21 protein-coding genes are annotated in these 23,105 nt (G+C 39.6%); 6 read left to right on the forward strand and 15 right to left on the reverse strand.

Translation table 11 applies throughout. The annotated features are described in order from the left end of the window. Complete coding sequence (locus OZX58_RS07640; RefSeq protein WP_277140893.1) at positions 1-846, reverse strand: Rgg/GadR/MutR family transcriptional regulator; 846 nt, start codon at positions 844-846, stop codon at positions 1-3. A 130-nt stretch (positions 847-976) separates the two neighbouring features. On the opposite strand from OZX58_RS07640, the gene OZX58_RS07645 reads away from it, so the two are divergent. Beyond that, positions 977-2,236, forward strand: coding sequence for an MFS transporter (locus tag OZX58_RS07645; RefSeq protein WP_277140894.1), 1,260 nt, complete (start codon positions 977-979; stop codon positions 2,234-2,236). Positions 2,237-2,269: 33 nt separating this feature from the next. Here the strand turns inward: OZX58_RS07645 and OZX58_RS07650 are convergent, their stop codons facing one another. Next, on the reverse strand, positions 2,270-2,554 hold the full coding sequence (locus OZX58_RS07650; protein ID WP_277140895.1) for a hypothetical protein: 285 nt from the start codon (positions 2,552-2,554) through the stop codon (positions 2,270-2,272). Between the two features lie 64 nt (positions 2,555-2,618). After that, the gene (locus OZX58_RS07655) at positions 2,619-3,554 is read right to left on the reverse strand and encodes a cytochrome C5 (RefSeq protein WP_277140896.1); all 936 of its coding nucleotides are present in this window, start codon (positions 3,552-3,554) and stop codon (positions 2,619-2,621) included. Positions 3,555-3,689: 135 nt separating this feature from the next. Between OZX58_RS07655 and OZX58_RS07660 the strand changes: the two genes are divergently transcribed. Next, the gene (locus tag OZX58_RS07660; RefSeq protein ID WP_277141781.1) at positions 3,690-4,931 is read left to right on the forward strand and encodes an MFS transporter; all 1,242 of its coding nucleotides are present in this window, start codon (positions 3,690-3,692) and stop codon (positions 4,929-4,931) included. Between the two features lie 77 nt (positions 4,932-5,008). Here OZX58_RS07660 and OZX58_RS07665 read toward each other — a convergent pair whose 3' ends face one another. The 6 genes from OZX58_RS07665 to OZX58_RS07690 all read right to left on the reverse strand — a co-directional run bounded on the left by OZX58_RS07665 (position 5,009) and on the right by OZX58_RS07690 (position 12,508). Beyond that, entirely contained in the window at positions 5,009-5,836 is an 828-nt protein-coding gene (locus OZX58_RS07665) for a histidine phosphatase family protein (RefSeq protein ID WP_277140897.1), read from the reverse strand. Between the two features lie 13 nt (positions 5,837-5,849). Then, a complete protein-coding gene (locus OZX58_RS07670; RefSeq protein WP_277130220.1) occupies positions 5,850-7,295 on the reverse strand; it encodes a 6-phospho-beta-glucosidase in 1,446 nt (481 codons plus the stop codon). A gap of 21 nt (positions 7,296-7,316) precedes the next feature. Next, entirely contained in the window at positions 7,317-9,284 is a 1,968-nt protein-coding gene (locus OZX58_RS07675; protein WP_277130219.1) for a beta-glucoside-specific PTS transporter subunit IIABC, read from the reverse strand. Positions 9,285-9,413: 129 nt separating this feature from the next. After that, a complete protein-coding gene (locus OZX58_RS07680) occupies positions 9,414-10,301 on the reverse strand; it encodes a PRD domain-containing protein (protein WP_277140898.1) in 888 nt (295 codons plus the stop codon). 237 nt (positions 10,302-10,538) lie between these two features. Continuing rightward, a complete protein-coding gene (locus tag OZX58_RS07685) occupies positions 10,539-11,126 on the reverse strand; it encodes a M15 family metallopeptidase (RefSeq protein ID WP_277130214.1) in 588 nt (195 codons plus the stop codon). Between the two features lie 11 nt (positions 11,127-11,137). After that, positions 11,138-12,508: an amino acid permease gene (locus tag OZX58_RS07690; protein WP_277140899.1), complete on the reverse strand. Its 1,371-nt coding sequence runs from the start codon at positions 12,506-12,508 to the stop codon at positions 11,138-11,140. 290 nt (positions 12,509-12,798) lie between these two features. On the opposite strand from OZX58_RS07690, the gene OZX58_RS07695 reads away from it, so the two are divergent. Next, complete coding sequence (locus tag OZX58_RS07695) at positions 12,799-14,022, forward strand: C39 family peptidase (protein WP_277140900.1); 1,224 nt, start codon at positions 12,799-12,801, stop codon at positions 14,020-14,022. A gap of 26 nt (positions 14,023-14,048) precedes the next feature. Beyond that, positions 14,049-15,122: a P1 family peptidase gene (locus OZX58_RS07700; RefSeq protein ID WP_277140901.1), complete on the forward strand. Its 1,074-nt coding sequence runs from the start codon at positions 14,049-14,051 to the stop codon at positions 15,120-15,122. A gap of 56 nt (positions 15,123-15,178) precedes the next feature. Here the strand turns inward: OZX58_RS07700 and OZX58_RS07705 are convergent, their stop codons facing one another. The 3 genes from OZX58_RS07705 to glpK are packed head-to-tail and all read right to left on the reverse strand — an operon-like array spanning position 15,179 to position 17,988. Further along, a complete protein-coding gene (locus tag OZX58_RS07705) occupies positions 15,179-15,679 on the reverse strand; it encodes an O-acetyl-ADP-ribose deacetylase (protein WP_277130206.1) in 501 nt (166 codons plus the stop codon). Continuing rightward, positions 15,679-16,452 (reverse strand): tyrosine-protein phosphatase, encoded by a 774-nt coding sequence (locus OZX58_RS07710; protein ID WP_277130204.1) that lies wholly within the window; start codon positions 16,450-16,452, stop codon positions 15,679-15,681. The genes OZX58_RS07705 and OZX58_RS07710 overlap by 1 nt, the downstream gene beginning before the upstream one ends. Before the next feature lie 33 nt (positions 16,453-16,485). After that, positions 16,486-17,988 carry a glycerol kinase GlpK gene (gene glpK / locus OZX58_RS07715; protein WP_277140902.1) on the reverse strand — a complete coding sequence of 501 codons (1,503 nt, stop codon included), beginning with the start codon at positions 17,986-17,988 and terminating at the stop codon, positions 16,486-16,488. Positions 17,989-18,128: 140 nt separating this feature from the next. Between glpK and thiD the strand changes: the two genes are divergently transcribed. Further along, positions 18,129-18,941, forward strand: coding sequence for a bifunctional hydroxymethylpyrimidine kinase/phosphomethylpyrimidine kinase (gene thiD, locus OZX58_RS07720; RefSeq protein WP_277140903.1), 813 nt, complete (start codon positions 18,129-18,131; stop codon positions 18,939-18,941). A 36-nt stretch (positions 18,942-18,977) separates the two neighbouring features. Here thiD and OZX58_RS07725 read toward each other — a convergent pair whose 3' ends face one another. Next, the gene (locus OZX58_RS07725) at positions 18,978-19,568 is read right to left on the reverse strand and encodes a hypothetical protein (RefSeq protein WP_277140904.1); all 591 of its coding nucleotides are present in this window, start codon (positions 19,566-19,568) and stop codon (positions 18,978-18,980) included. Between the two features lie 224 nt (positions 19,569-19,792). Between OZX58_RS07725 and OZX58_RS07730 the strand changes: the two genes are divergently transcribed. Further along, positions 19,793-20,458 (forward strand): cobalamin biosynthesis protein CobQ, encoded by a 666-nt coding sequence (locus tag OZX58_RS07730; protein ID WP_277140905.1) that lies wholly within the window; start codon positions 19,793-19,795, stop codon positions 20,456-20,458. A 65-nt stretch (positions 20,459-20,523) separates the two neighbouring features. Here the strand turns inward: OZX58_RS07730 and OZX58_RS07735 are convergent, their stop codons facing one another. Together OZX58_RS07735 and cas6e are read right to left on the reverse strand one after the other, a co-directional pair. After that, entirely contained in the window at positions 20,524-22,278 is a 1,755-nt protein-coding gene (locus OZX58_RS07735; protein ID WP_277140906.1) for a thiamine pyrophosphate-dependent enzyme, read from the reverse strand. Positions 22,279-22,437: 159 nt separating this feature from the next. Continuing rightward, a complete protein-coding gene (gene cas6e / locus OZX58_RS07740) occupies positions 22,438-23,061 on the reverse strand; it encodes a type I-E CRISPR-associated protein Cas6/Cse3/CasE (RefSeq protein WP_277130191.1) in 624 nt (207 codons plus the stop codon). Between the last annotated feature and the right edge of the window lie 44 nt (positions 23,062-23,105).

The following is a 23,105-nucleotide window of genomic DNA, read 5'->3' on the forward strand; positions in this document are numbered from 1 at the left end:
TTACTTATTTTCTAAATAAAATTTGTGCAGCTGCTTACTGTATTCAGGCATCCCTGTAAAAGCCAAATTATCAATCACTGTTTGACACTGCGCTAATAATTTTTCATCGCCAGTTTGATGATATCTGATAATATTCGCCATAAACTGCAAGATGTTCTTATAAAAGAAGTTTTCTGGGATAACTGTAACCTGCTGGGCACTTTCAATAAAAAAGTTTGCTTCATCTTCGCGCTGATTTTCAATACACTGGATAATCATATTATCAATAATTGCTAAAATAATTGCTTGCAATTTCCATTTGGGAGAATTGATAAATTGCTTAACTACCCTTTTAGCAATAATCAAATTACTGTCAATATCAAAAATTACCATCATATAATTGCAATACAGCCGTAAATTATCCTCATTAAAATCCGCAACCTTAAAAATTAACTGCTTCAAAGTTTGCTCTTCTTCTACTGGCAGTTTTTGGTCGGTCATTTCCGCAATTTCTGCATCAATGTAGACAATCCGCTCTTCCTTATCCGCAAAATTACTTTCTTTAAAAATTCGTTTTAATTTACGTAAATCTGCGACAGAATTTTTATAAACAGCCTCCGGTGCCAGATTAAACAGCTGTTCCTCTTGTTCTTGCTCTGTTTCCTGCTCCTGATTAAGCTGCTTAAAAAACGCCGCCACTGAAACATTGTTATATTTCAATAGCTGCAATAAATCTTCTGCTGTAATCCGATGAATATTCTTCTCGACTTTAGAATAATAAGAGGGACTAACAATGTCACCAACCCACTCTTTTTGCGTTTTCAGGCTCTCCAGCCGGTACTTTTTTAATAGTTCTCCAATTGTCACTTGTTAAATGCTCCCTAATTTAATCAACTTGCGAATACGCAAGTTTGTGTCAAATACGCCACTTCTTCTTTAATTTATTTTAACTCAAATATACTAAATATATGTTAAATGAAAAAAGGAGTTATCAATCATGGGCATTTTTTTAAAGAACAAAAACTTTCGTAAACTAACACTTGCCAGCTGGTTATCAACTGCTGGCGACATTCTGTTCTACTTGGCATTAATGACTTATGCCAGCAAATTACATAATTACACGCTAGCAATCTCATTAATTTCAATTACTGAAGCAATTCCACGGTTAATCCAAAGTTTAAGTGGTTATTATGCCGACAGAACTAAGAACAAGTTAAAAATGATTGTTTGGTTGGCGATTATTCGCTTTGTCCTTTATCTGATTGTCGGGTTACTATTTGTCACTAACATTGCTGGCTGGAATTTAGTTCTAATCGTTATTGGCATCAACTTCATCTCTGACATTTCGGGTATGTACTCAAGCGGCTTAACAACGCCACTAATTGTTGATCTAGTGGGTGCAAACGAAATATCTGAAGCTGAAGGTTTTACCAGCGGTATTTCAGAAATCATTTCAACAATTGCGCAATTTATTGGCTCTGGTTTACTATTATTTTTCTCATATTCTAACTTGGCAATTATCAATGCTTTAACCTTTTTAGCAGCCGGTTTATTATACGTCAGTATCAATCATAGTTACCTTCAAGACCACGCCAAAGAAGAAATTAAAGTTAACGAACAAGGCTTCTTCACCACGTTAAAGTCATCCTTCATGCAAATCAAAAAGGCTAACGGCCTATTAACTGTTATCTCTGTTATTGCCTTGTTAAACGGCATTTTGATGGCACTTGAACCACTGATTTCAATTGTGGTTGCTGGAAATAAAACCATGTTAATTGGTACTTACAGTTTTACCATTGCCTTAATTGGTGTTATAAATTCAATTGGACTTGCTCTAGGCAGTGCCATTGGAACCATGATTTTTAAGAAGGCCTCACTATTTACCATCACTTTACTTGATACAGTGGTTAGTGCTGGAACCGCACTTGCCGTTATTGCCCAAAATATTATTGCCACCTTGATTTTTATTGTCCTGCTTAGTTTCTTTGCCGGCGTTGCCAGTCCCAAAATGTCCCAATGGCTTGTTTCAGCAGTTGACCGCACGATTTTATCCTCATCAATTGGAGCACTAAACACGATTTTACAAGTTGCTGGCCCCCTGATGACTACCATCTTTACCAGTATCGCCAGTGCAATTAATATTAATGTCGCACTAGCCAGCCTAATTGTGGTTAGCGTCGCTGTCTTCATTGTTGCCTTTTACGTAATGAAGAAGACACAAAAGACAACGCCAGAAGTAGAACCAAATATTGACTAAACAAAAAAGACGAGAATTTAAATTCTCGTCTTTTTACATGCCCAAATCTGCTCTAGAAATTTCAAGTGAAGGATAATGGCCTAAAGTTGGCAAATATGTATCTTGCGGACAACTATAAACCATATAAAATTCATCAGCTGCTTTATTTTCATTTAGTTCGGTGAATTTCTTTTTAGCCAATTGGGCATCACTTGTCAGATAAACTACCGCAACAACGCCTAGCGGTTCATCATTTACCTGTTCAACATTACCTTTTAGAATTAATTTTAAATTGCCGTCTGGCTTTAATGCCAGATTTACCATTTCGTCAAAGTCCATTATTAACCACTCCCTAACTATTAAAATAATATTATTTTAATAGCTTTCGGAGTAAAAGGCAATTTTATTCAAATCGGTCTTTTTTAATCACACGGTAAATTGAAATTATTAACACCATTAAGGCACAGCCCATTGCCACATAAGCCATTGGTCCGACACTTACTACCGCTTGTGCCTGCGCCTGAGACATCTGATTTTCCATTGCGTACGCCACAATCCATTTCCGCATCAAAGTCGGCGTTAAGATAAAGCTAATCGTAGTTATGCCTGACGCAACTAACATTGTATTGCGCGAATATGGCTCTCTAAAGAACTGCGCCAACACGCAAAATGCCGGGGCAATCATTAATAGCAATACCCAAATCACAATCCAGCGGCCTGCATTGCTGTTCATCATTTGCGCGCTATTTGTCGCGTAACGATATGTTCCCCATAGTTGTCCGCCAGTTAGTGTATTAAGCAAATTCAAAAAATATGAACCTTGTTGCCCATACACACCGCCGCGATCAGATAATAGTCCCTGGACAATTTGAAAACCATCAGTTGACCCAGCCGATGAAAAGTCAACCGTGACCACTTTTTTCATATATGTTGCCAAGAAGATGATGATTGCCCCACCAAACTGCAATGCCCGCAGCATACTGAGTTTACGTGATGCTTTTAATTTAAATTCAAGACTTAAAACACGGTCAGGGTGATGGCTGCGGCCAATAAGATAAATCCCAATTACGACTAATACCAGTAATAAAACCAGCAGCCACCACAATTTCGCCATAATGAAGAAAATTGCCAAGACAATAATCGCAACAGCAATATACGGTCGATCAGAAAAAATTTCCCAAAAATTCAGCTTTAAATGACGGTAATTCGTACGTGTCGGCACGCGCAGTGAATAGTGCTTGGTCTCAACACTTTGTTGGACAATTTTTTCTCTATCTGTTTCACTTTCAACATACCGTTTGCGATATTCACGCCTTGTTATGCGTGGATCTTTCCCCATAATGCACTCATCCTTTCAGAAACACTATCCTACCATGTTTAACAAGCAAATTTCTTGTTTTTAGCAAATTTTTAGCAATTTTTATGTGCTAAAATAAAAAGGATTAATATTTTTTTAATTAATATAGAAGGATGGATCATTTTGACAAAATCTTACAAGTTACCAGCTGGGTGGCATAAATCGTTTTATACCCTCTGGCTTGGCTGCTTTATTACAGGTATGGGCTATTCGATGACAATGCCCTTTATTTCTTTATTTATCGCGGACCTTGGTCACTACAGTAAGTTGCAAATCAACCTATATTCCGGACTAGCCTTTGCTATGACCTTCATTGCGCAAGCAATCGTTTCGCCTTATTGGGGCAACCTCGCTGACCGCAAAGGACGCAAATTGATGTGTATGCGTGCTTCCGGCGTAATGGCTTTAACCATTACTGCCACTGGTTTCGCACCCAACGCTATTTACATTATCGTCATGCGGTTCATTCAAGGCGCATTTTCCGGATACATCAATAACGCCACAGCATTAATTGCTGGTGAAACACCACACCAACGCAGCGGTTGGGTAATGAGCCAAATGATGACTGCCGGAACTGCCGGCAACTTGGTCGGCCCACTGCTTGGTGGTGTTTTATCCAGTTTCTTTGGTAACTGGCTCGGCGGCGTTTGGGGTTATCGAATTCCCTTCTTTATCACTGGCTTCTTAATGTTACTGGTCTTCATTGGGTCTACCTTCCTAGTTAGCGAAGAATTTACCCCGATTTCTCGTGAAGAAATGAAGCCAATGGGCGAAATCATGCACGAGTTACCTAACATTAAGTTAATCGTCATCATGTTTATTACTACCTTACTCGTTCAGGCAGCTAACATGTCAATTGACCCAATCGTTTCACTTTATGTCAAATCAATGATGCCTAACAGCAAGAATATTGCCTTTGTCGCCGGTATCGTTGCCGCAACTCCGGGCTTAGGTACACTGCTCGCCGCTTCTCAAGTTGGTCACAAAATGGACGAAATTGGGCCTCTGAAAATTTTACGCTTAGGATTAATTGTTGGCGCCGTTCTTTTCGTTCCGATGGCCCTCACCCATTCACCATGGATGCTGGCAGGATTAAGATTTTTGCTTGGAATTGCCAGTGCAGCCATGCTGCCGGCAGCGCAAACTGTTTTAACTCTCAACACACCAACAGAAAGCTTTGGTCGAATTTTCAGTTATAACCAGTCGTTCCAAGCCGTTGGTTCCGTCTTTGGTTCTATGATGGGATCAATTATCTCTGGCGTCTTCAATTACGCTACAGTCTTTTGGACAACTGGCTTTACTTTATTAATCAATTTCATTCTGATTATTTTCTTCACTTTGAAAAAACAACATAAGTAAATAACAATCAAAAAAGACTAGTCACAATTATCTGTGACTAGTCTTTTTATTTTTTGAAAGGATTTTGCAAAAGTTGATTACTTATCTGCTGTTTCCTTACCAGCATTGAAGTATTTCAAATCGCCAATTGGTCCTGCTAACTTAAATTTACCATCTTTATAGGTCAACTTAGTAACAGCATCATTAGCTATACCAACACCTTGGTATTCTGGATAGTCTTGAGCTGACAAGAACATGTTGATCGACATTCCTGAGCTAACTACCAGGACATTGCCGCCCTTCTTTTGATACTTTTTAGCAATTGCAGTTAATACTTCTGTCATCCGCTTTTGAACCGCGGTTGATTGCTCCGCACGATATTGTTGCGGCAAAGTAGTATCTAGCTTATTAGCTTGATCTAAAGCATAGTAGCCGTCTTGCATCTTATTTTGGAACAATTTACCAGTCTTAGTTTGAAAGTCTTCAGTACTGCTGTAACCATAATAAGCTGCAATTTCAGGAACATTTTTGGCAATATCTGGACGGCCTTCATAACTGCCATAATTGCATTCACGAAGTCGCCAGTCAATCTGTAATTTGACCTTCTTATTGCCAGAATAATCCAAAGCACCTTGAGCTGTCTTTTCCTGACGAGTTAAGTCGCCAGAATATGCAGCCTTGAACTTGGTGCCCTTCAATCCCATTCCAAGATATTGGGCACCTTTAACACCATTATCAGTTAGAGTATAATCGCTCCAGCCTTGGGCCAAGTGCATTACATTAGCAGTAGTTTCACCATGACGAGTTAAATAAATAACTACTGGCTTAGTTGCCTTACTGCTCTTAGCAGACACTTGGTTTGTTCCAACCAAAAAGAGCGCAAATACACTAATGAATGACACAACTGTCTTCATCCACTTTTTCATAATTATTTACCGTTTATCCCAAATCTTGACCGTTAGTAGCAATTACATTCTTATACCAGTCAAATGACTTCTTCTTGTAACGCTTAAAGCTGCCTTCACAATGATCGTCTTCATCGACATAGATAAAGCCGTAACGTTTGGACATTTCACCAGTTGATGCACTAACTAAGTCAATACAGCCCCATGGAGTATAACCCATAACATCAACACCATCATCAATTGCGCCTGAAATTGCTTCAATATGTTCACGCAAGTAGTCAATGCGGTAATCATCAACAACATAGTGGTTTTCATCTGGCTTATCAATTGCACCAAGACCATTTTCAACAATAAAGACAGGCTTTTGGTAACGGTCAGATAATTGGTTCAAGGCAATTCTTAATCCAGTTGGATCAATTTGCCAGCCCCAATCACTGCTCTTCAAGAATGGGTTCTTAACGCCGCCCATCAGGTTACCATTAACTGTTTCTTGCTTTTCATGAGTAACATCAACAACTGATGACATGTAATAACTAAAGCCAATGTAATCAACAGGATATTTAGCTAATAAATCTAATTCCTCTTGAGTGTAGTCAAGATCGCTCAACTTAACACCGTTACGAGCCAATAAACTCTTAGTGTAAGCTGGATAGTGACCACGTACTTGAACATCGGCACAGAAGAAGTTATTAGCTTGGTTATCTTGCAGTGCAGCTAATTGGTTCTTAGGATCACAATCATAACTGTAAGTAGTAGCATACAAAATCATGCAGCCAATCTTTAAATCAGGATCTAATTCATGACCAATCTTAACTGCTTTGCTACTACCAACAAATTGGTTGTGCCATGCTTGGTAGACATTCTTCTTGTCGTTAGCACCATTAGAAGCAACCAAGCCTTGACCCATTACTGGGAAGTGCGCAGCACTGTTAATTTCGTTGAAAGTCATCCAGTATTTAACTTTATCATGGTAACGAGTTAATACTGTCCGAGCAAACCGCTCATAAAAGTCGATTAATTGCTTGTTCTTCCAGCCACCATACTTCTTAACCAAGTTCAATGGTAATTCATAGTGTGAAATGGTAATTACAGGCTCAATCTTGTATTTCAAACATTCATCAATTAAGGCATCGTAAAACTTCAAGCCTTCTTCATTAGGTTCAGTTTCATCACCATTAGGAAAAATTCTGGACCATGCAATTGAAAAACGGTAACACTTAAAGCCCATTTCTGCAAACAGTGCAATATCTTCTTTAAAGTGGTGATAGTGGTCAATCCCAATATGGTTAGGATAGAAGCGCTTAGGATCAATCGTGAAGTCAAAGTCAGGTTCATTAACAACGGTCATCCGTTCCTTACCACCTGGCAAAACGTCAGGTAGTGATAGACCCTTGCCGCCTTCTTGATAAGCTCCTTCTAATTGATTGGCAGCAGTAGCGCCGCCCCATAAAAAGTCTTTAGGAAAATTACTTGTATCCATCTTTATCTAACCTTTCTGTAACTATTTTAAGTCAATAAATGCGTCAGTGGCCTTAACTTGACCATCTGCCAGCACCTTAACATCATTATAGTCCTTTGAATTAGTTACGATCACTGGAGTTGTAACAACATAACCTGCCTTTTTAATGGCATCAATGTCAAATTCAATTAATGGATCGCCGACTTTAACAGCTTGATCCTTTTCAACTAAGGTCTTAAAGCCCTTACCGTCAAGTTCAACTGTGTCCATTCCAATATGGATCATTACTTCGGCACCATTATCAGATCTTAAACCAATCGCATGTCCGGTTGGGAAGACCATAGCAATCTGACCATTAATTGGTGAATAAACTTTGCCTTCACTTGGTTCAATTGCGGCACCTTGACCCATAGCACCACTTGAAAATACTTTATCTTTAACATCTTTTAAATCAACAACAGTACCGTTTAATGGCGCAGCAACTACTTCAGCTTTAACTGCAGTATCAGCAGCTTCATCATTAGCGATAGTTTCAACTTCAGCGTTAGCGTTACCTTCAGCAACAGCTGCGCCAGCAGGAACTGCTTCACCATCAAGTGGAGCATCAACACTGCTCTTACCGAATAACATTTGTAAACCAAAACCTAAAACAGTAGCAACTGCCATGGCAATAATCAAACCATAAACGCGCATGTCGATACCATTCTTACTAATTGCGTCTGGAATTGAGAAGATTCCCATTCCGGCCATAATGTAAACTTTGGTACCAAACATTCCGATTAAGCCACCACCGATTGCGGAAGCGATACAACTAATGTAGAACGGCTTCTTACGAGGTAAAGTAACACCATAAATAGCTGGCTCAGTAACACCAAAGATTCCTGAAACAACAGCCGGAATAGCTAAACTACGAGTCTTTTCATTCTTAGTTTGGAAAATAATAGCAGCTACAACACCAGTTTGAGCAAATGATGCAGCAAGTGATAAACCTAAGATTGGGTCATAACCCATAGCCGCAATGTTGGTCATCATAACGGCAACAAAGCCCCAGTGAACACCAAAGATAACAAATACTTGCCAGAATGCACCCATCAGAACACCAGCTAAGATTGGGCTGAAGTTGTAAACGGCACTAACACCAGCAGCGATTGCATCACCAAGCCAAGTAGCAATTGGTCCAATTACGATAAAGGTTACTGGGATAGTAATCAGCAGAACCATAAATGGTACTAAGAAAGTCTTAACAACGTCAGGAATAATCTTTCGTGCTAATTTATGTACTTTAGAAGCAAACCAAACTGCCAAGATAATCGGAATAACTGATGAAGTATAGTTCATCGAAATTACCGGAATTCCAAGGAAAGTCATGTGGATTGGAGCTTGGAAAATTGTTCCCTTAAATAAAGTAAACAAAGTTGTCTTGCTGCTAGTCATCGCAACAATTGTTGGGTAACAAAGTGCAGCACCAATTGTCGCACCAAGGTAGCCATCAAGCTTAAACTTCTTAGCTGCAGAAATACCTAAGATAACTGGCAAGAAGTAGAACAAACTGTCGCCAATAGCATTTAATACTGTGTAAGTACCAGAAGTTTGTGCTTCCCAGCCCAATGCAACGAACATCGCATTGAAACCTTTAATCATTCCGGCCGCACACATTGGCCCTAAGATTGGGTTGAAAATACCAGAAATCAAATCAATAAAGCGATCGGCAATACTCATGTTGCTGGTATCTACATAATCATCAGCAACTTCACCGCCGTCGGAAAAGCCACCAACTTTGATTAAAGTATCATAAACATCGGCAACGTTATTACCGATAACTACTTGATACTGACCACCAGATTTAACCAATGAAATAACTCCATCAGTTGATTTCATTGCATCATCGTTGGCCTTTTTTTCATCCTTCAACTTAAAGCGCAACCGTGTTGTACAGTGAACAACACTGGCTACGTTGTCCTTACCACCAACATTGGTGATAATCTTTTGACTTAAATCTTCGTAAGCCATAATTCCTCCTAAAAATAGACAAAATAAAACCCGTGGACATAAAAAGCATTACCCAGCTATTAAGCAGAGGTCTTACTTATGTTCTCGGGTTAATGCCTGCATTACCAGTAACACACCAGATAAACAATATTATTTGCCGCTTGTTATGCGCTCATCACTATCAGGCTCTGAACTATTCTGCCTGCGCGTTACCCGCCAGACATGTAAAGTCAGATAAACCTGATCGTCAGGCTGCAATTCCCAACCAGCTTGCTTTTGTAAATAAGTACCAATCTTTAAGACCGTGTCATAAGCCGTGCGATACTTTGCCTTCATTAATTCCAGCAAAGACCGATCTAGCTCACTCCCACTATCATCATTAATGCCACAAATATGTCGAACCATAAATGCTCGTAAATGCGTCATAAAACGATTAAAACTAAATGATTCCGTGTCAAGCTGCATCCCATATTGATACTCAATAATGGCAATGACACCATGGATTAACTTCGTAATCTTAATTGTGTCCTGCAGCTTAGTTTGATCGGAGCCAGCATTGATAAAGTGATACGTCAGATAAACGGCCTCACTACGCGGCAAAGTCAAGTTTGTCTTCTCTTCAATCAGCTTAATCGCTGCTAGAGCGGTATCGTACTCTTTGGGGAACAACTTATGAATTTCCCAGCGGACCGTTTCTTGGCCCAAGTCGATGCCCTCATCAGCTCGTTTAAGCACAAAATCAATATGATCGGCTAATGCAAAATACTGATAATCAGAAAACTTAGTTTGCAGTTTTTGTGAAGCAAGTTGAATGATCTCAGTTGTCAGTGCTAATGTACGCGTATCAATATCACCGATACTATTGGCCAATTCAATATTCTTCTCAACCGCGACAAACCGACGGCTTATCTTACTCTCATCAATCTCATCGCCAGCTTTTTTACCAAAGCCGATCCCATTACCAATTACAACCCAGTCAACGCCGGATTCATCAGACACCAAAGCAGCATTGTTATTAAAATTCTTGACAAATTTCACTTTGCTAACCTCTTTTTAACAAAAAAACCTACAAATAACCAATAGCAGATTATGAGTTATTGTTTATTTATAGGTTAATGCCTGATCGAATCAGTAACACGCTTATTTACATTTAAATTATAAATCAGTGTTAAAGCGATTTCAATAGTTATTTGAATATTTTTTATCAGTATTATTCTTAATATACATAATTAACTTGCATCATGCTAATTTAAGCAAAATCCTAATCATATATATTTAATAATCATTGGGATCAGCTTGTGCGGGCTCATATAAATCAGAATCATCATCTTGATAATCCCACCACTCACTTTCATAACCATGAAAGCCAGCTTTGGCCATTGCGTCATCTAAAATTTGGTAGTTATGCTCCTGCTCCTCAGTACGCGGATATGAACGCAAAGCTTTACCAGTAAAATCATCGAAACCACTTTGCATCAGGAGTTCATTTCCTGCCATATCAGTAATTGTCAGATCAAAGGTAACACCCTTTTCATGACTGTAATTAGGATTAGGTGCAGCCACCCATTCATCATGAGGATAAACTTCGTACATTTTAATTTGGGCTGTGCTTGGCCGAAAGGCATCCCACACTTTAATCCGGTAACCTTGCTCTTTTAATAATTTAGCTGCCACGCCCAACTTTTTAGCGGTACCAGCACGAGCAATCGCCGTTGTAAAATCATAAATCACATGATCTGTAAAATTATCCATTGTGGCATATTTCAAATCCACGATAATTGACGGATCAACTTTCTGAATATTCAAAAATGCTGGGTCTGGCTTGATTGCCTTAGCGGCCGCAATAATTTTTTCTTTAGTCATTATTTGCCCCCCTAATTCAATTCATTAACTGGATACTTGTGTCTAAAGTAATAATAGACACCAACAGAAATTGCTGGAATTAGCAGACCTAACAGTGAAGTTACGGGGTCATCAAAGAAGTTATTGATTAAAATAATTAAAAAGGCAACAACAGCAATGATGACTGTCCACGGATAAGCCCAAACTTTATATGGTCTAGCAGCATCTGGTTGGCGGTAACGCAAAACAGGTACAGCTAAGATTGACAACAGGTTAAAAATTGCACCACTGAAGACAACTAGAGAAGTAAGTTCATTTAAGTCCCGCGTCAAAACTAAGGCAATTGAAATAATCATCTGCATAATTAAGCCGTGATCTGGAGTGCGGTATTTTGGATGGATGTGTTCAAATGTTTTCCATAATAAACCGTCTTTGGCAACGGCATAATAGTAACGTGAAAAGGCTAAAATCATGCCGTTTAATGAACTAATCATTGCCAAAACCATTGTAACTGCAACCAAAATTGTACCGGCATAGCCCATAAATGTTTGCGCAACATTCGTACCTAAGTATAATTGTCCTGCCTTGATTGACTTGGCAATCGCCTTAGCAGGCAGTGAACGATAAATCGCAAAGTTGAACAGTACATAAACAACTGTTGTAAAGCCAACTGATAAGATTAATGCTTTAGGCAAATTCTTTTGCGGATTTTTCATTTCACCAGCAACGGTATTGAGGTTCGTCCAGCCCTCAAATGCCCAAAGCGAGGCGATGACCGCAAAGGCTACCATTTGAATAATATCAATCACATTACCCTTACCAGCAGGAAATGATAATGATAAATTAGGCGTATAGTGACCAAAGAAAACACCCAAGCCAATAATTAAGACTAGCGGCAAAACCTTCAGAACCGTGAAGAAGTTTTGTACCCATTCACCGATATTAACACCAAAGTAATTGACAATCGTGAAAATAACAATTAATAAAATTGCAATTATTTTTACTGTTAAATCATTAAAATGGAAGAAACTTGTCAAGGCCATCGGCAGCGCAATCGCAATTGCCGCAATTGAACCGGGGCCGCCAATCACCATACTTTGAAAGGTAAACATATAACCAACTACTGGTGAATAAGCATCTGACAGATAAACATAAATCCCACCAGTCTCGGGATTCATGGCACCTAATTCCGCAAAACACAAGCTCCCCATCAAAGTAACTAACCCACCAATCAGCCATGCAAGTAGTGCGTAGCCCATTGACATTTGCGAACGCTGCAGAACGTATGACCCAATGTAAAAAATCCCTGAGCCAATCATAATCCCAATTAAAATATTACTTCCGCCAAACACACCAATCGTCTTTTTCAACTGCGGCGCGTTTTCTTCACTTTTTTCCTTCAAAATAACACCTCTTAAAAATCAAGTTAGCCCCAAACAAAAGCCCCATTGTCTTAACAAAACAATGAGACCAAATTTAATCATTTTAGACAAATCAGCTAACGCTCCCTAAGCATTCCAGGACTTCTAAGACATTGTCCTAGAATCTCGATTGCGTTACCATTTAATTTAAAAAAAGATTAAAGCAAAACATACTATTTGTCAATACACTGCTTGAATTATTGTTTAATTTAATACAATTTAACCGCAAATAATATGCTATGATAGATTTAATTATTTAGAAGGAGTCTTGAATGGAAATCATTTATCACTTTCATAATATCCAGACAATTATTGTCAGTAGGCAAGCCGCTGTCCTAACTAATGATGATTTACAAATCAGCGCCACCTGTGAAATCGGCCAAAAATTATCGGCTAACAATTTAGTCAAAGATAATCAGCAGAATATTTACTTTAATACTGCACAAGGTTTATTATCATTTAACGATGCATATTTTGAAAAATTAAACTACTTTAGTGAATTTGACCTTTTTACCCAACTTAAATGGGGGAAAATCAAAAACCCGCGTGGCACGAATACCTATTCTAGCCAGCACCAATTGCTCGCACATCGGCCCTTGGCAAGCAGCCTGCAACTTGTCGGTCAAGGAGAAGACATATTTCACCAAACTTGGTTAATGACTTCCAATGGCACTTGGCTCAAAAGAAGTGATGTTTGGCTTGATGGCGAGCCGCTAATTACGCGGACTCATGATCTAAACCAAACAGAAACCATAATTAGCAATCCTCATGGTTCAATTGCCCGCGATCATTTAGGGCAAAACTTAGACTTAATTAAGCCTGACAAGCAGCTGTCGATTTTGGCAGTCAAAGAAGACGAGTTTGGTAATGAATACCTGCAGATTGGACCCGACACTTTTATTCCAACAACAGACTGCCTCCTGCACGATTGCCCCCAGCAATTAAAGCCGCAAGCACCGCAGCTGCTTATTACCGAAAATATTAACCAAATGTTTTGGGGAATTCAAAACGGCTGCGAGGCCGCAGCTTTACTAATGGGTCTGCATTATCAAGGTAAACTGAAAACAACGGATTACCAAACTTTCATTAATGAGATGCCGCTATCCCCAGACTATAATCCATATCACGGCTTTGGCGGCTCACCTTATGAGAACGTAACTGGACGTTTTGAGGCGATTTTTCCGCCAGCGCTATTAGCTTGGGGACAAAAATTCACAACTTTGCGTGACTTAAATGGCGCAAGTGAACCTGAGCTGATTGCCGCCATCAAGCGCGGCAATCCAGTTCTAACTTATGTCACCACCAATTTTACCCCGCCAGACCCGGACACTTATCCGTGGGGCAAAACTTACAAAAATAATCACGCCGTCTTATTAGATGGCTTCAGTGAAGATTTGTTCCATGTTTCCGACCCAATTGACGGCCATTATTGGTTGACAAAATCTGCTTTTATGCAAGCATATAATGTTAGACAATGGGCAATAGAAATCATGTAGTATATATTTAAGAAAGAAGAAGAATTATGGGACTTAACAAACCACTTTTAAACGCACTAAGCGATGCCAAGAGAGGACCAAAAAATTTAATTACCGATGTTGCCGGAATTACTGTCGGACACAAGACAGTCAAGACTGACCGTTTAAACACTGGGGTTACGGCAATCAAGCCTTGCCAAGACAATATTTTTAGAGAAAAAATGCCCGCTGCAGTTCAAGTAATTAACGGCTTCGGCAAAAGTACCGGTCTAGTTCAAGTTGAAGAACTTGGTACTATTGAAACGCCGCTGGTTTTAACCAACACACTAAGTGTCGGTACTGGTTGCACTGCCTTAGTTAAGCGCATGCTTGCTGAAAATCCGGAAATCGGGACTACAACCGGTAGTGTCAATCCGATTGTCATGGAATGTAATGATAGCAACATCAACCATATTCGTGATTTGGGCGTTACAGAAGATGACGTTAACGATGCTTTTGCGGCAGCTGACACTACTTTTGAAGAAGGACCCGTTGGCGGCGGTACTGGTATGTGCTGTTACGACCTCAAAGGTGGTATCGGCTCTGCTTCACGGCAAGTTGAGATCGACGGCAAAACCTTCACAATGGGCGCACTGGTAATGTCCAACTTTGGCTTTGGCGAAGATTTAAACATCTATGGTGAACATATTGGTAAAAAGATTGCCCAAATGAAGAAGGACAAGGAAAAAGGCAGTATTATCACAATTATCGCTACTGATATTCCTTTCAATTCACGGCAATTGAAGCGAATTGCACGCCGCTCAAGCGTTGGTATTACTCGCAGTGGTTCCTTCGCTGGTAACGGCAGCGGCGAAATTACCCTTGCCTTTTCAACCGCTAATCGGGTAAGCCACTTCCCAGAAAACGAACTCAGCACAATTCAAGCAATTACTGATGACAAGATTGACCGCTACTTCAGAATTACGGTTGATATCGTTAATGAAGCCATTCTAAGTTCATTAGCCCACGGTAAAACCTTTATCAACTGTAACGGCAAGCCTGTTTACGGTTTGCCAGATGCCTTAAACGAGTTGGGCAATGATCCAGATGCCATTAAGTTAAAGGAACAATTGGGACTTTAATTAATCTCGCTAACTAAATAGGACCATAGAATTATGATAATTCTATGGTCCTATTTTTATACCTGTTTTTGATAAAGTGCTGCCGTTTTATCATCAAACGCACACATTATTACTTCTATTTTAGCCGCTTCATTTTCTCGCAGCCATTTTTTAACCGTTTGGAAAGCAATTAGGGCTGCTCGACCAGCCGGGAAACCATACGCTCCCGTTGAAATTGCAGGAAAAGCAATACTATGCAAGTTGTTTTCTTTAGCTAGGTCAAGTGAACTAACATAACATGCCCGCAAAAATGAATCATCTCTTGCTCGTCCAGAATAAATTGGCCCAACAGTATGAATGACATACTTAGCAGGTAATCTGTATCCCCGCGTTATCTTAGCTTGACCTGTCTTACAGCCATGTAACGTTCGACATTCAGCCAATAGTTCCGGACCAGCAGCCTTGTGAATTGCACCATCTACTCCCAAACCGCCAAGCAAAGTCTCGTTCGCTGCATTCACAATTGCATCAACTTTTAACTTAGTAATGTCACCTTTAATAACTTCAATTTTTAACATTATTCTAAATACATCCGCCTTAATTGCATCAAATCATCTGCAGTAAAACCCAACTGTTTTTGAAAGAAATTGGCAAAGTCGCCCCAGCCGCCGCGAATGGTTTCCGTAATGCCGCGAATGGCAATTCCTTCACCTTTAGTAACATTCATCTTAGCAACCATTTTAGAAATATCGTCATTACTCGGCAACTGCCGCGAAATAGCGAAATCATATAACTCATTAGTTAACAAATAATCACGGGCAATTGTGTCGTCATCAACGCCCAACGCCATTAAAATCAAAGCAGACACCATCCCCGTCCTATCCTTACCGGCACTACAATGATAGACAAGTGCCTCATCTTCTGGTAATTCCAGTAATTGTGCAAAAATTCGGGTAAAAATGTCCTGACTATGGGGACTAAGAAGTGTCTGCTGGTATATCCGCCCAATAAAGTTATCCTTCATATCTGGAATATGATGCAAAAAACGATACACCTTACGGTCATTTTGCTGATCCGCAATATCTTCAGAATAAACGGGAACATCGACAAATTCGCGCTTAAACCATGACTTATCAGGAGAAGTCTCTTTTTCATACGCTGAACGCAAATCACAATCAACTGTAACGTGCAGATCCGCCAGTTTTTGTTGGTCATGAGGCGTAAGTGAACTTAATGAATCCGAGCGATAAATTTTATTCCATTTAACTGTCTGACCATTCTCGGTTTGATAACCGCCAACATCCCTAAAATTTAATGGCCCATCAAAGGCCACAATTCGCTTGTGTGCCATTAGTTCTCACTTCTTTTCCCTTAAATCATTTTGCTATTCGCCATGAGCATAAACTTGGGTTGCCTTAACCGCACGCTTCCAGCCAGCATACAAATGGTCGCGTTCTTCCTTAGGCATTTGTGCATCAAAAGTCTTACCGACAACAAAAATGTTTTTCAGTTCATCAACATCTTTCCAATAGCCAACTGCAAGACCAGCCAAAAAGGCAGCCCCCATTGCCGTTGTCTCAAGCGTTTTTGAGCGATCAATCTTAATTCCTAAAATATCAGCTTGAAATTGTAACAGATAATCATTGTTTGAGGCACCACCATCAACGCGCAACGTTGGAATATCAATTCCAGAATCAATCTGCATTGTGTCAACAACGTCTCGAGTTTGGTAAGCAAGTGACTGCAGTGTTGCCTTAATAAAGTCATTCTTGTCTGTTCCACGTGTAACGCCAAAGACTGAACCCCGAGCTTCAGAATCCCAATATGGTGCACCTAAACCCGTAAATGCTGGTACTACATATACTTCATTTTTTGACTTAGACGCGCGTGCTGCTGTTTCCGATTCTTCCGCCGACTTAATCATTTTCATCGAATCGCGCAGCCATTGAACCGCACTCCCAGAAACAAAGACAGAACCTTCAAGTGCATAAGAAATCTTACCGTTAATTCCATAAGCAATCGTGGTCAACAGGTTATTATCAGACTCAGTTGGTTCTTCGCCCGTATTCATCACGATAAATGAACCAGTACCATAAGTATTCTTAACCATGCCCTTCTTTAGCGCAAGTTGACCTACAAGTGCTGCTTGTTGGTCCCCGGCCATCCCGCAAATCGGGACTTTACCACCAAAAAAGGTGTAAGACTTGGTATAACCATAAACTTCCGAATTTGACTTAACTTCCGGTAACATTTTCTTAGGAATATTCAATAACTTAAGAATATCATCATCCCACTTTAAATCGTGGATGTTAAAAAGCATGGTTCTTGAAGCGTTGGTATAGTCGGTCACATGAACCTCACCATCAGTTAACTTCCATAATAGCCATGAATCAATCGTCCCAAACAGTAAGTCGCCGTTTTCAGCCTTCTCCTGAGCACCTTCAACGTGATCCAAAATCCAGCGGATTTTTGTTGCACTAAAGTACGGGTCAATAATCAAACCGGTCTTTTTATGAATCATGTCACTGTAGCCGGCTTTTTTCAGTTCTTCAGCTAGAGCAGTTGTCTGCCGCGACTGCCACACAATCGCATTATAAATTGGCTTACCCGTCTTCTTATCCCAGATAACTGTTGTTTCTCTTTGGTTAGTAATCCCGATGCCGGCAATCTGGTCTGGGCGCAAACCCGAATTAATAATTGCATTAGCAATTGTCGTCTGTACAGCATGCCAAATTTCTTCAGCCTTGTGTTCAACCCAACCTGGTTGAGGAAAATATTGGGGGAATTCTTTTTGCGATGACGCAACTTTCTTGCCTTGATGGTCAATAATCATTGCCCGGGTTGAAGTCGTACCCTCGTCAATCGCCATAACGTACTTTTTTAACATAATTATATCCTTTCTCAAGAAAGCGGTTTTAATATAATTTTACTTATCTGCATGTTTTTTTACAAGAAATAATTATATCATTGTCAGTATTTTAAGTTATACTTGAAACTAAAGCTTGGTTTAAAGAGGAAGGCAAAATTATGAACAAAGAAATTATCGCTCTGACAATTGCTGGCAATGATAGCGACGGCAGTGCAGGTATGACAGCTGACTTACACTCCTTTTATGCACGAAAAGTATATGGTATGGGCCTGCTCACTGCAGCCGTTGCTGGCAATACCACTGGTATTTATGCTCAAGAAGTCATGCCACTACCCTTCATTCAAAAGCAATTTGATGTTTTAAACGAAGATTTTAAAATTGACGCATTAAAGACTGGCATGCTAGCTAACAAAGAGGTCATTAATTGTGTTGCGACTAATCTGCGCAAATACGACATGGGCAAAATTGTCCTCGACCCCGTTATCATGACCAAACACGGCAATACTTTGCTTGACGATGATGCTTATCAAGCCTTTTTGGACGAATTATTACCACTGGCTGATATCATCACGCCCAATTTTTATGAACAACAAAAGCTAACTGGTCTTGCATTGACTACTAAGGAAGAAATTAAGCAGGGTGCCCGTAAATTACAAGAAATGGGTGCCAAAAATGTCTTAATGAAGGGCCGCCACGATAATAATGAACAGTCAGCAGTGACAGATATCTTATTAACAGCTGACGGCAATTTTTATGAATTTACCAAGCCGTTTATTGATACTGACCGCATTAACGGTACTGGCGATACCTTATCTGCCGTAATTGCCGCTGAACTGGCTAAAGGCAAATCAATTATCGATAGCGTCAAGATTGCCAAAGACTTCACTTATGAAGCAATTGCCCATCCAATTGCTGTGGGTTCTAAATATGGTCCAATCAATCACTTTGCCGCCCAGCAAGACGTGAAATAACACCAACAAAAAAGAGTCGCGTGGACTCTTTTTTTGTTAACGATAATTATATTCTGTATAACTAATATTTTTAAAATGATGATTACCGTATTTTTTAGCTAATTTCTTTGATTTAAAGTATTGGTTATAAACTTTTCCAGTATCTGGCTGAGCTTCAAATAATACTTGAACTTTCTTGCCGTTAACCTTTTCAACCTTCATTGAATAAGCAGCACTCTCTGCATCTTTACCAGCTGGCGTTACAATCGACCAAGTAACATGATTAATCTTTTTATTAGTACCTGTAGCCAATGCCGCAAGCTTAGCAGGATCTTGATCTTGGCTAACGCTGACTATTTCTGAAGTCAGTTTACCAGTAGTTGGGGCACTAGCAACGCTGGTCATTTTAACAGTTTCGCCGGTTTTAGGTGATGTATAGCTACCTAACTTAATAATTAATGGCTTAGGCGTTAAAATATTACTACTATACCATTTACCGCGCCACTTCTTAGGGAAAGAATATGTATTGGCAATTTTTTGGGTAACAGACTTAACTGGTTTAACAGTTTGCGCTTGGACAGTTGTACTTGCCCCAGCTGCACTAGCAAGCGTTGCCGCTGCAAGTAAAGTTAATATTGAATGCTTCATTTAAAATTCTCCTTTTATCTAAAATAATATAATCTTTAACAATTATTATAAAATAATAACAATAGTTATATTATAACAAGCTTGTTACAGTTATCTCCACATGTCACCAGTTCATCTATCGGTTCTTAAAAATCAGTTAATTTACCCCATAATTAGAATCTTCTTTTGCTTAATACCAACCTTTTACGCTATAATTTATTACAAAAATACGAGGTTGAGGCGCGATGGCAGACAAGACAATTAAAATTGCATACTTATATGAAGATTTAATGAATACCTATGGTGATTCTGGTGACGTTAAAATTATTCGTTACCTATTAAAGAAGCAAAACTATAACACTCAAATTGACAATGTTTCCCTAGGGGACCCATTCAATGCCTTTGATTACGACTTTGTCTTTTTTGGTGGTGGACAAGACTTCGAGCAAACCGTTGTTGCTAAAGACTTGCCGCGGCATAAAGAAACATTAACTAATTACATTAATGCTGGTCACCCAATGCTTGGCGTTTGCGGTGGTTACCAGCTTGTTGGTACTTACTACAAAACAATTGGTGGTGCCACAATTAAAGGATTGGACATTTTGCCATTTCACACCGTCTTTAAAGCAGACAAGCGCATGATTGGCGATACTCACTACAATACCGAATGGGGTGAAGTTAAGGCCTTTGAAAACCATTCAGGTCAAACTTATTTTGATGACCAAAGTTTGCAGCCATTGGGCAAAATGATTACTGGTTATGGTAACAATCCTCAAGATGGACTTGAGGGTTTGCATTACAACAACTTTATTGGGACTTACTCTCACGGACCAATTTTGCGCAACTTGAACGTCGCCAATGCCATTGTCAAGATGGTTCTTGATTGGCACCAAGAACGTGTAACTGACTAATCATTATGCCAAAGCAAAAAACATCTTCAGTTTAATCTGAAGATGTTTTTATTTATTTAAATTTATTACTTGCTTGCATCAGCCAACAATTCACTAAATGTTGGTTGGTCTGCTGCATCTAACTCGTAAGTCTTACGGTAATCAGCTACAGCTTCTGCGCCAAACACATTTTCATCAGTCATCACAACGTTAGTATCAATTGGATCAATATCTAAAATCTTAGCATCCAAAACAATTGGCAACTCATTGCCGCTAGCTTGCAGCTGCTTAATCTTAGCCATTGCCTCTTTTAATTCCGCTAAATTAGTGGCAGTTAAACCAATTGCACCCATACTCTCAGCTGCCTTGGCCCAATCTGCTCCAACTAAGTCAATACCATAAGGTGCCTGACCTGCCTGCAACTTTTCATGGCCGATAAAACCAAATGACTTGTTCTCCAAAACCACGTTAACTACAGGCAAGTGATACTTAACTTCCGTTAACAAGTCCGGCATTACCATTACGTAGCCACCATCACCAGAAATTGTCCAAACTTGGCGGTCAGCAAATGATAACTTAGCTGCAAGACCTGCTGGCAGACCAAAGCCCATCGTACCGTACCAAGCAGACATTGCGTATTTTTGCTCATGATCGAATGGCAATTGCCGTAAAGCCCACTCTGTGTTATTACCAACATCAAGACCAAAGACAGCATCCTTTGCTGAGTTATCCTTAATTGCTTGAATTACACTTTCAGCACGCAAGCCATCATGGTCGTCAGCCGCAAGCTTTTCAAGCCAGTTTACCCACAAAGCGCGGTCTTGTTGGGCTGCCTTTAAAAATGCAGTTGGTTCTGCTTGATAATCTACTGCGGCTAATTTTGCCAAAAAGTCCTTCGCATCAGCCAAAACAGTAATATCAGCATCATATTGCTTACCCAAATCAGCCAAATTGTTGTTAACCTGAATAATTGTCTTGTCATTTGGCAAAAAGCGCGCAAACGGATAATTAGTACCAACATACAAAATCAGGTCGCTGTCTTGAGAAACATCAAAGGCAGGCTTAGTTCCCAAACGTCCACGCGCACCCATGTAGTTAGGGTGATTAGTCGGAAAGACATCTGCAGCTGGTGCAGTAGTCAAGACTGGTAAGCCAAACTTATCAGCAACTAGAACTGCGGCATCACGACTGCCGCGCGCACCTTGACCAAGCCACATCACTGGCTTCTTGGCATTCTTAATTGCGTCAGAAACAGCTAATACATCAGCATCCTTTGCTAAAATTTCATTATTAGTTGTACTTAGAGCAGCTGTCTTGGTTGCTACGTACTCAATTTCTTGTCCTGAAAGGTCATCAGGCAACACAACAACTGATACTGACTTAGTTGCATAAGCTGACCGGATTGCCTCATCAATTAAACTAGGAATTTGTTCCGCATTAGCAGCTAATTTATGAAATTGAGCAACATCTGCGTAAATTGGATCCTGATTTAATTCTTGGAAGAAATTAGTATTCATAAAAGCTGTAGAAGTCTGACCAACTAAGGCTAATACTGGCACATGATCCATCTTGGCATCGTAAAGACCGTTTAGCATATGGACTGATCCAGGGCCAGCTGAACCAAAGGCAACCCCAATCTTACCAGTTAGCTTAGCATCAGCTGCTGCTGCCAAAGCTCCAACTTCCTCATGACGTACTTGAATATACTTAATTTGGTCACGTTCTTGGTATAAGCCATCAACTGTATTATTAATTGAATCAGCAGTAATGCCGTAAACATGGTCAATATTCCACTTCTCTAATACTTTTGCAAGTGCTTGACCTGCCATCATCTTTGTCATATTAAAACTCCATTCTTTGAATTCATTCCATGGCTTACTTTTTGTAAGCATTTCTAAATAATATCACTTACTTTTTGTAAGTCAAGATATAATACCCTGATTTTTTAAACGCACAAAAAAAGCGACCCAACAGGGATCGCTTTTTTTAGTTATAAAATACTATTCAGCTTGAGGAATAACTGTCATGAGACCCATACCGAAAGTCTTCTCCAGTCCGACACCATTAGTTAAAGCTCGTTTAAATAAGTTAACATTTTTTACAACTAACTTACCCTCAAACTTCACACTACTGAGCCGCACTCTTTGACTATCTTGATGAAATGCTATTGGCCAATCACGACTAATAATCTGTAATTCCGGAATTTTTACTTGAAAGCCATTCTTCTCTGCTTGTTCGAGCAGCCACCGTACTTGATCTTTTACAGTAACAGCAGGCTCTACTTTACCATCTCTTGACTTAAATGATGGATCAGCAGCTAACCTAAATTGCATGACTTGATCTGACTTAATTTTACTTAAAAATTCGTCATAATCTTCGATATCAACAGTACCCGAGACACCATACTCTAGAAGACTACTAGAATCTGGCTTAGTTTGACTAACAATTATCAGATATTCTTTATCCATTAGACGATCAATTCGCCATAAATGGGGCTCTTGATCCTCAGATTCGACCTCATCAGGAAAACTCTGTTCTACCCAATTGTGAAACGCAGAAAGTTGCGTTAATTCCTTAGCTTTCGGCCAATTGTTAACATCAATTTCAACTCTTGATAGATACACTTCTGCTTCCCTCCTTCAATTACCTTGTATAAAGCTAATTAAAA

It is taken from the genome of Lactobacillus sp. ESL0680 (assembly GCF_029392855.1).
Classification (GTDB): Bacteria; Bacillota; Bacilli; order Lactobacillales; family Lactobacillaceae; genus Lactobacillus.

Excerpts from the sequence above, each read along its gene's own strand:
- OZX58_RS07645 (WP_277140894.1), top strand. The coding sequence starts at position 977 with ATGGGCATTTTTTTAAAGAACAAAAACTTTCGTAAACTAACACTTGCC.
- OZX58_RS07650 (WP_277140895.1), bottom strand. The coding sequence starts at position 2,554 with ATGGACTTTGACGAAATGGTAAATCTGGCATTAAAGCCAGACGGCAAT.
- OZX58_RS07655 (WP_277140896.1), bottom strand. The coding sequence starts at position 3,554 with ATGGGGAAAGATCCACGCATAACAAGGCGTGAATATCGCAAACGGTAT.
- OZX58_RS07665 (WP_277140897.1), bottom strand. The coding sequence starts at position 5,836 with ATGAAAAAGTGGATGAAGACAGTTGTGTCATTCATTAGTGTATTTGCG.
- OZX58_RS07670 (WP_277130220.1), bottom strand. The coding sequence starts at position 7,295 with ATGGATACAAGTAATTTTCCTAAAGACTTTTTATGGGGCGGCGCTACT.
- OZX58_RS07675 (WP_277130219.1), bottom strand. The coding sequence starts at position 9,284 with ATGGCTTACGAAGATTTAAGTCAAAAGATTATCACCAATGTTGGTGGT.
- OZX58_RS07685 (WP_277130214.1), bottom strand. The coding sequence starts at position 11,126 with ATGACTAAAGAAAAAATTATTGCGGCCGCTAAGGCAATCAAGCCAGAC.
- OZX58_RS07695 (WP_277140900.1), top strand. The coding sequence starts at position 12,799 with ATGGAAATCATTTATCACTTTCATAATATCCAGACAATTATTGTCAGT.
- OZX58_RS07700 (WP_277140901.1), top strand. The coding sequence starts at position 14,049 with ATGGGACTTAACAAACCACTTTTAAACGCACTAAGCGATGCCAAGAGA.
- OZX58_RS07705 (WP_277130206.1), bottom strand. The coding sequence starts at position 15,679 with ATGTTAAAAATTGAAGTTATTAAAGGTGACATTACTAAGTTAAAAGTT.
- OZX58_RS07710 (WP_277130204.1), bottom strand. The coding sequence starts at position 16,452 with ATGGCACACAAGCGAATTGTGGCCTTTGATGGGCCATTAAATTTTAGG.
- glpK (WP_277140902.1), bottom strand. The coding sequence starts at position 17,988 with ATGTTAAAAAAGTACGTTATGGCGATTGACGAGGGTACGACTTCAACC.
- thiD (WP_277140903.1), top strand. The coding sequence starts at position 18,129 with ATGAACAAAGAAATTATCGCTCTGACAATTGCTGGCAATGATAGCGAC.
- OZX58_RS07725 (WP_277140904.1), bottom strand. The coding sequence starts at position 19,568 with ATGAAGCATTCAATATTAACTTTACTTGCAGCGGCAACGCTTGCTAGT.
- OZX58_RS07730 (WP_277140905.1), top strand. The coding sequence starts at position 19,793 with ATGGCAGACAAGACAATTAAAATTGCATACTTATATGAAGATTTAATG.
- OZX58_RS07735 (WP_277140906.1), bottom strand. The coding sequence starts at position 22,278 with ATGACAAAGATGATGGCAGGTCAAGCACTTGCAAAAGTATTAGAGAAG.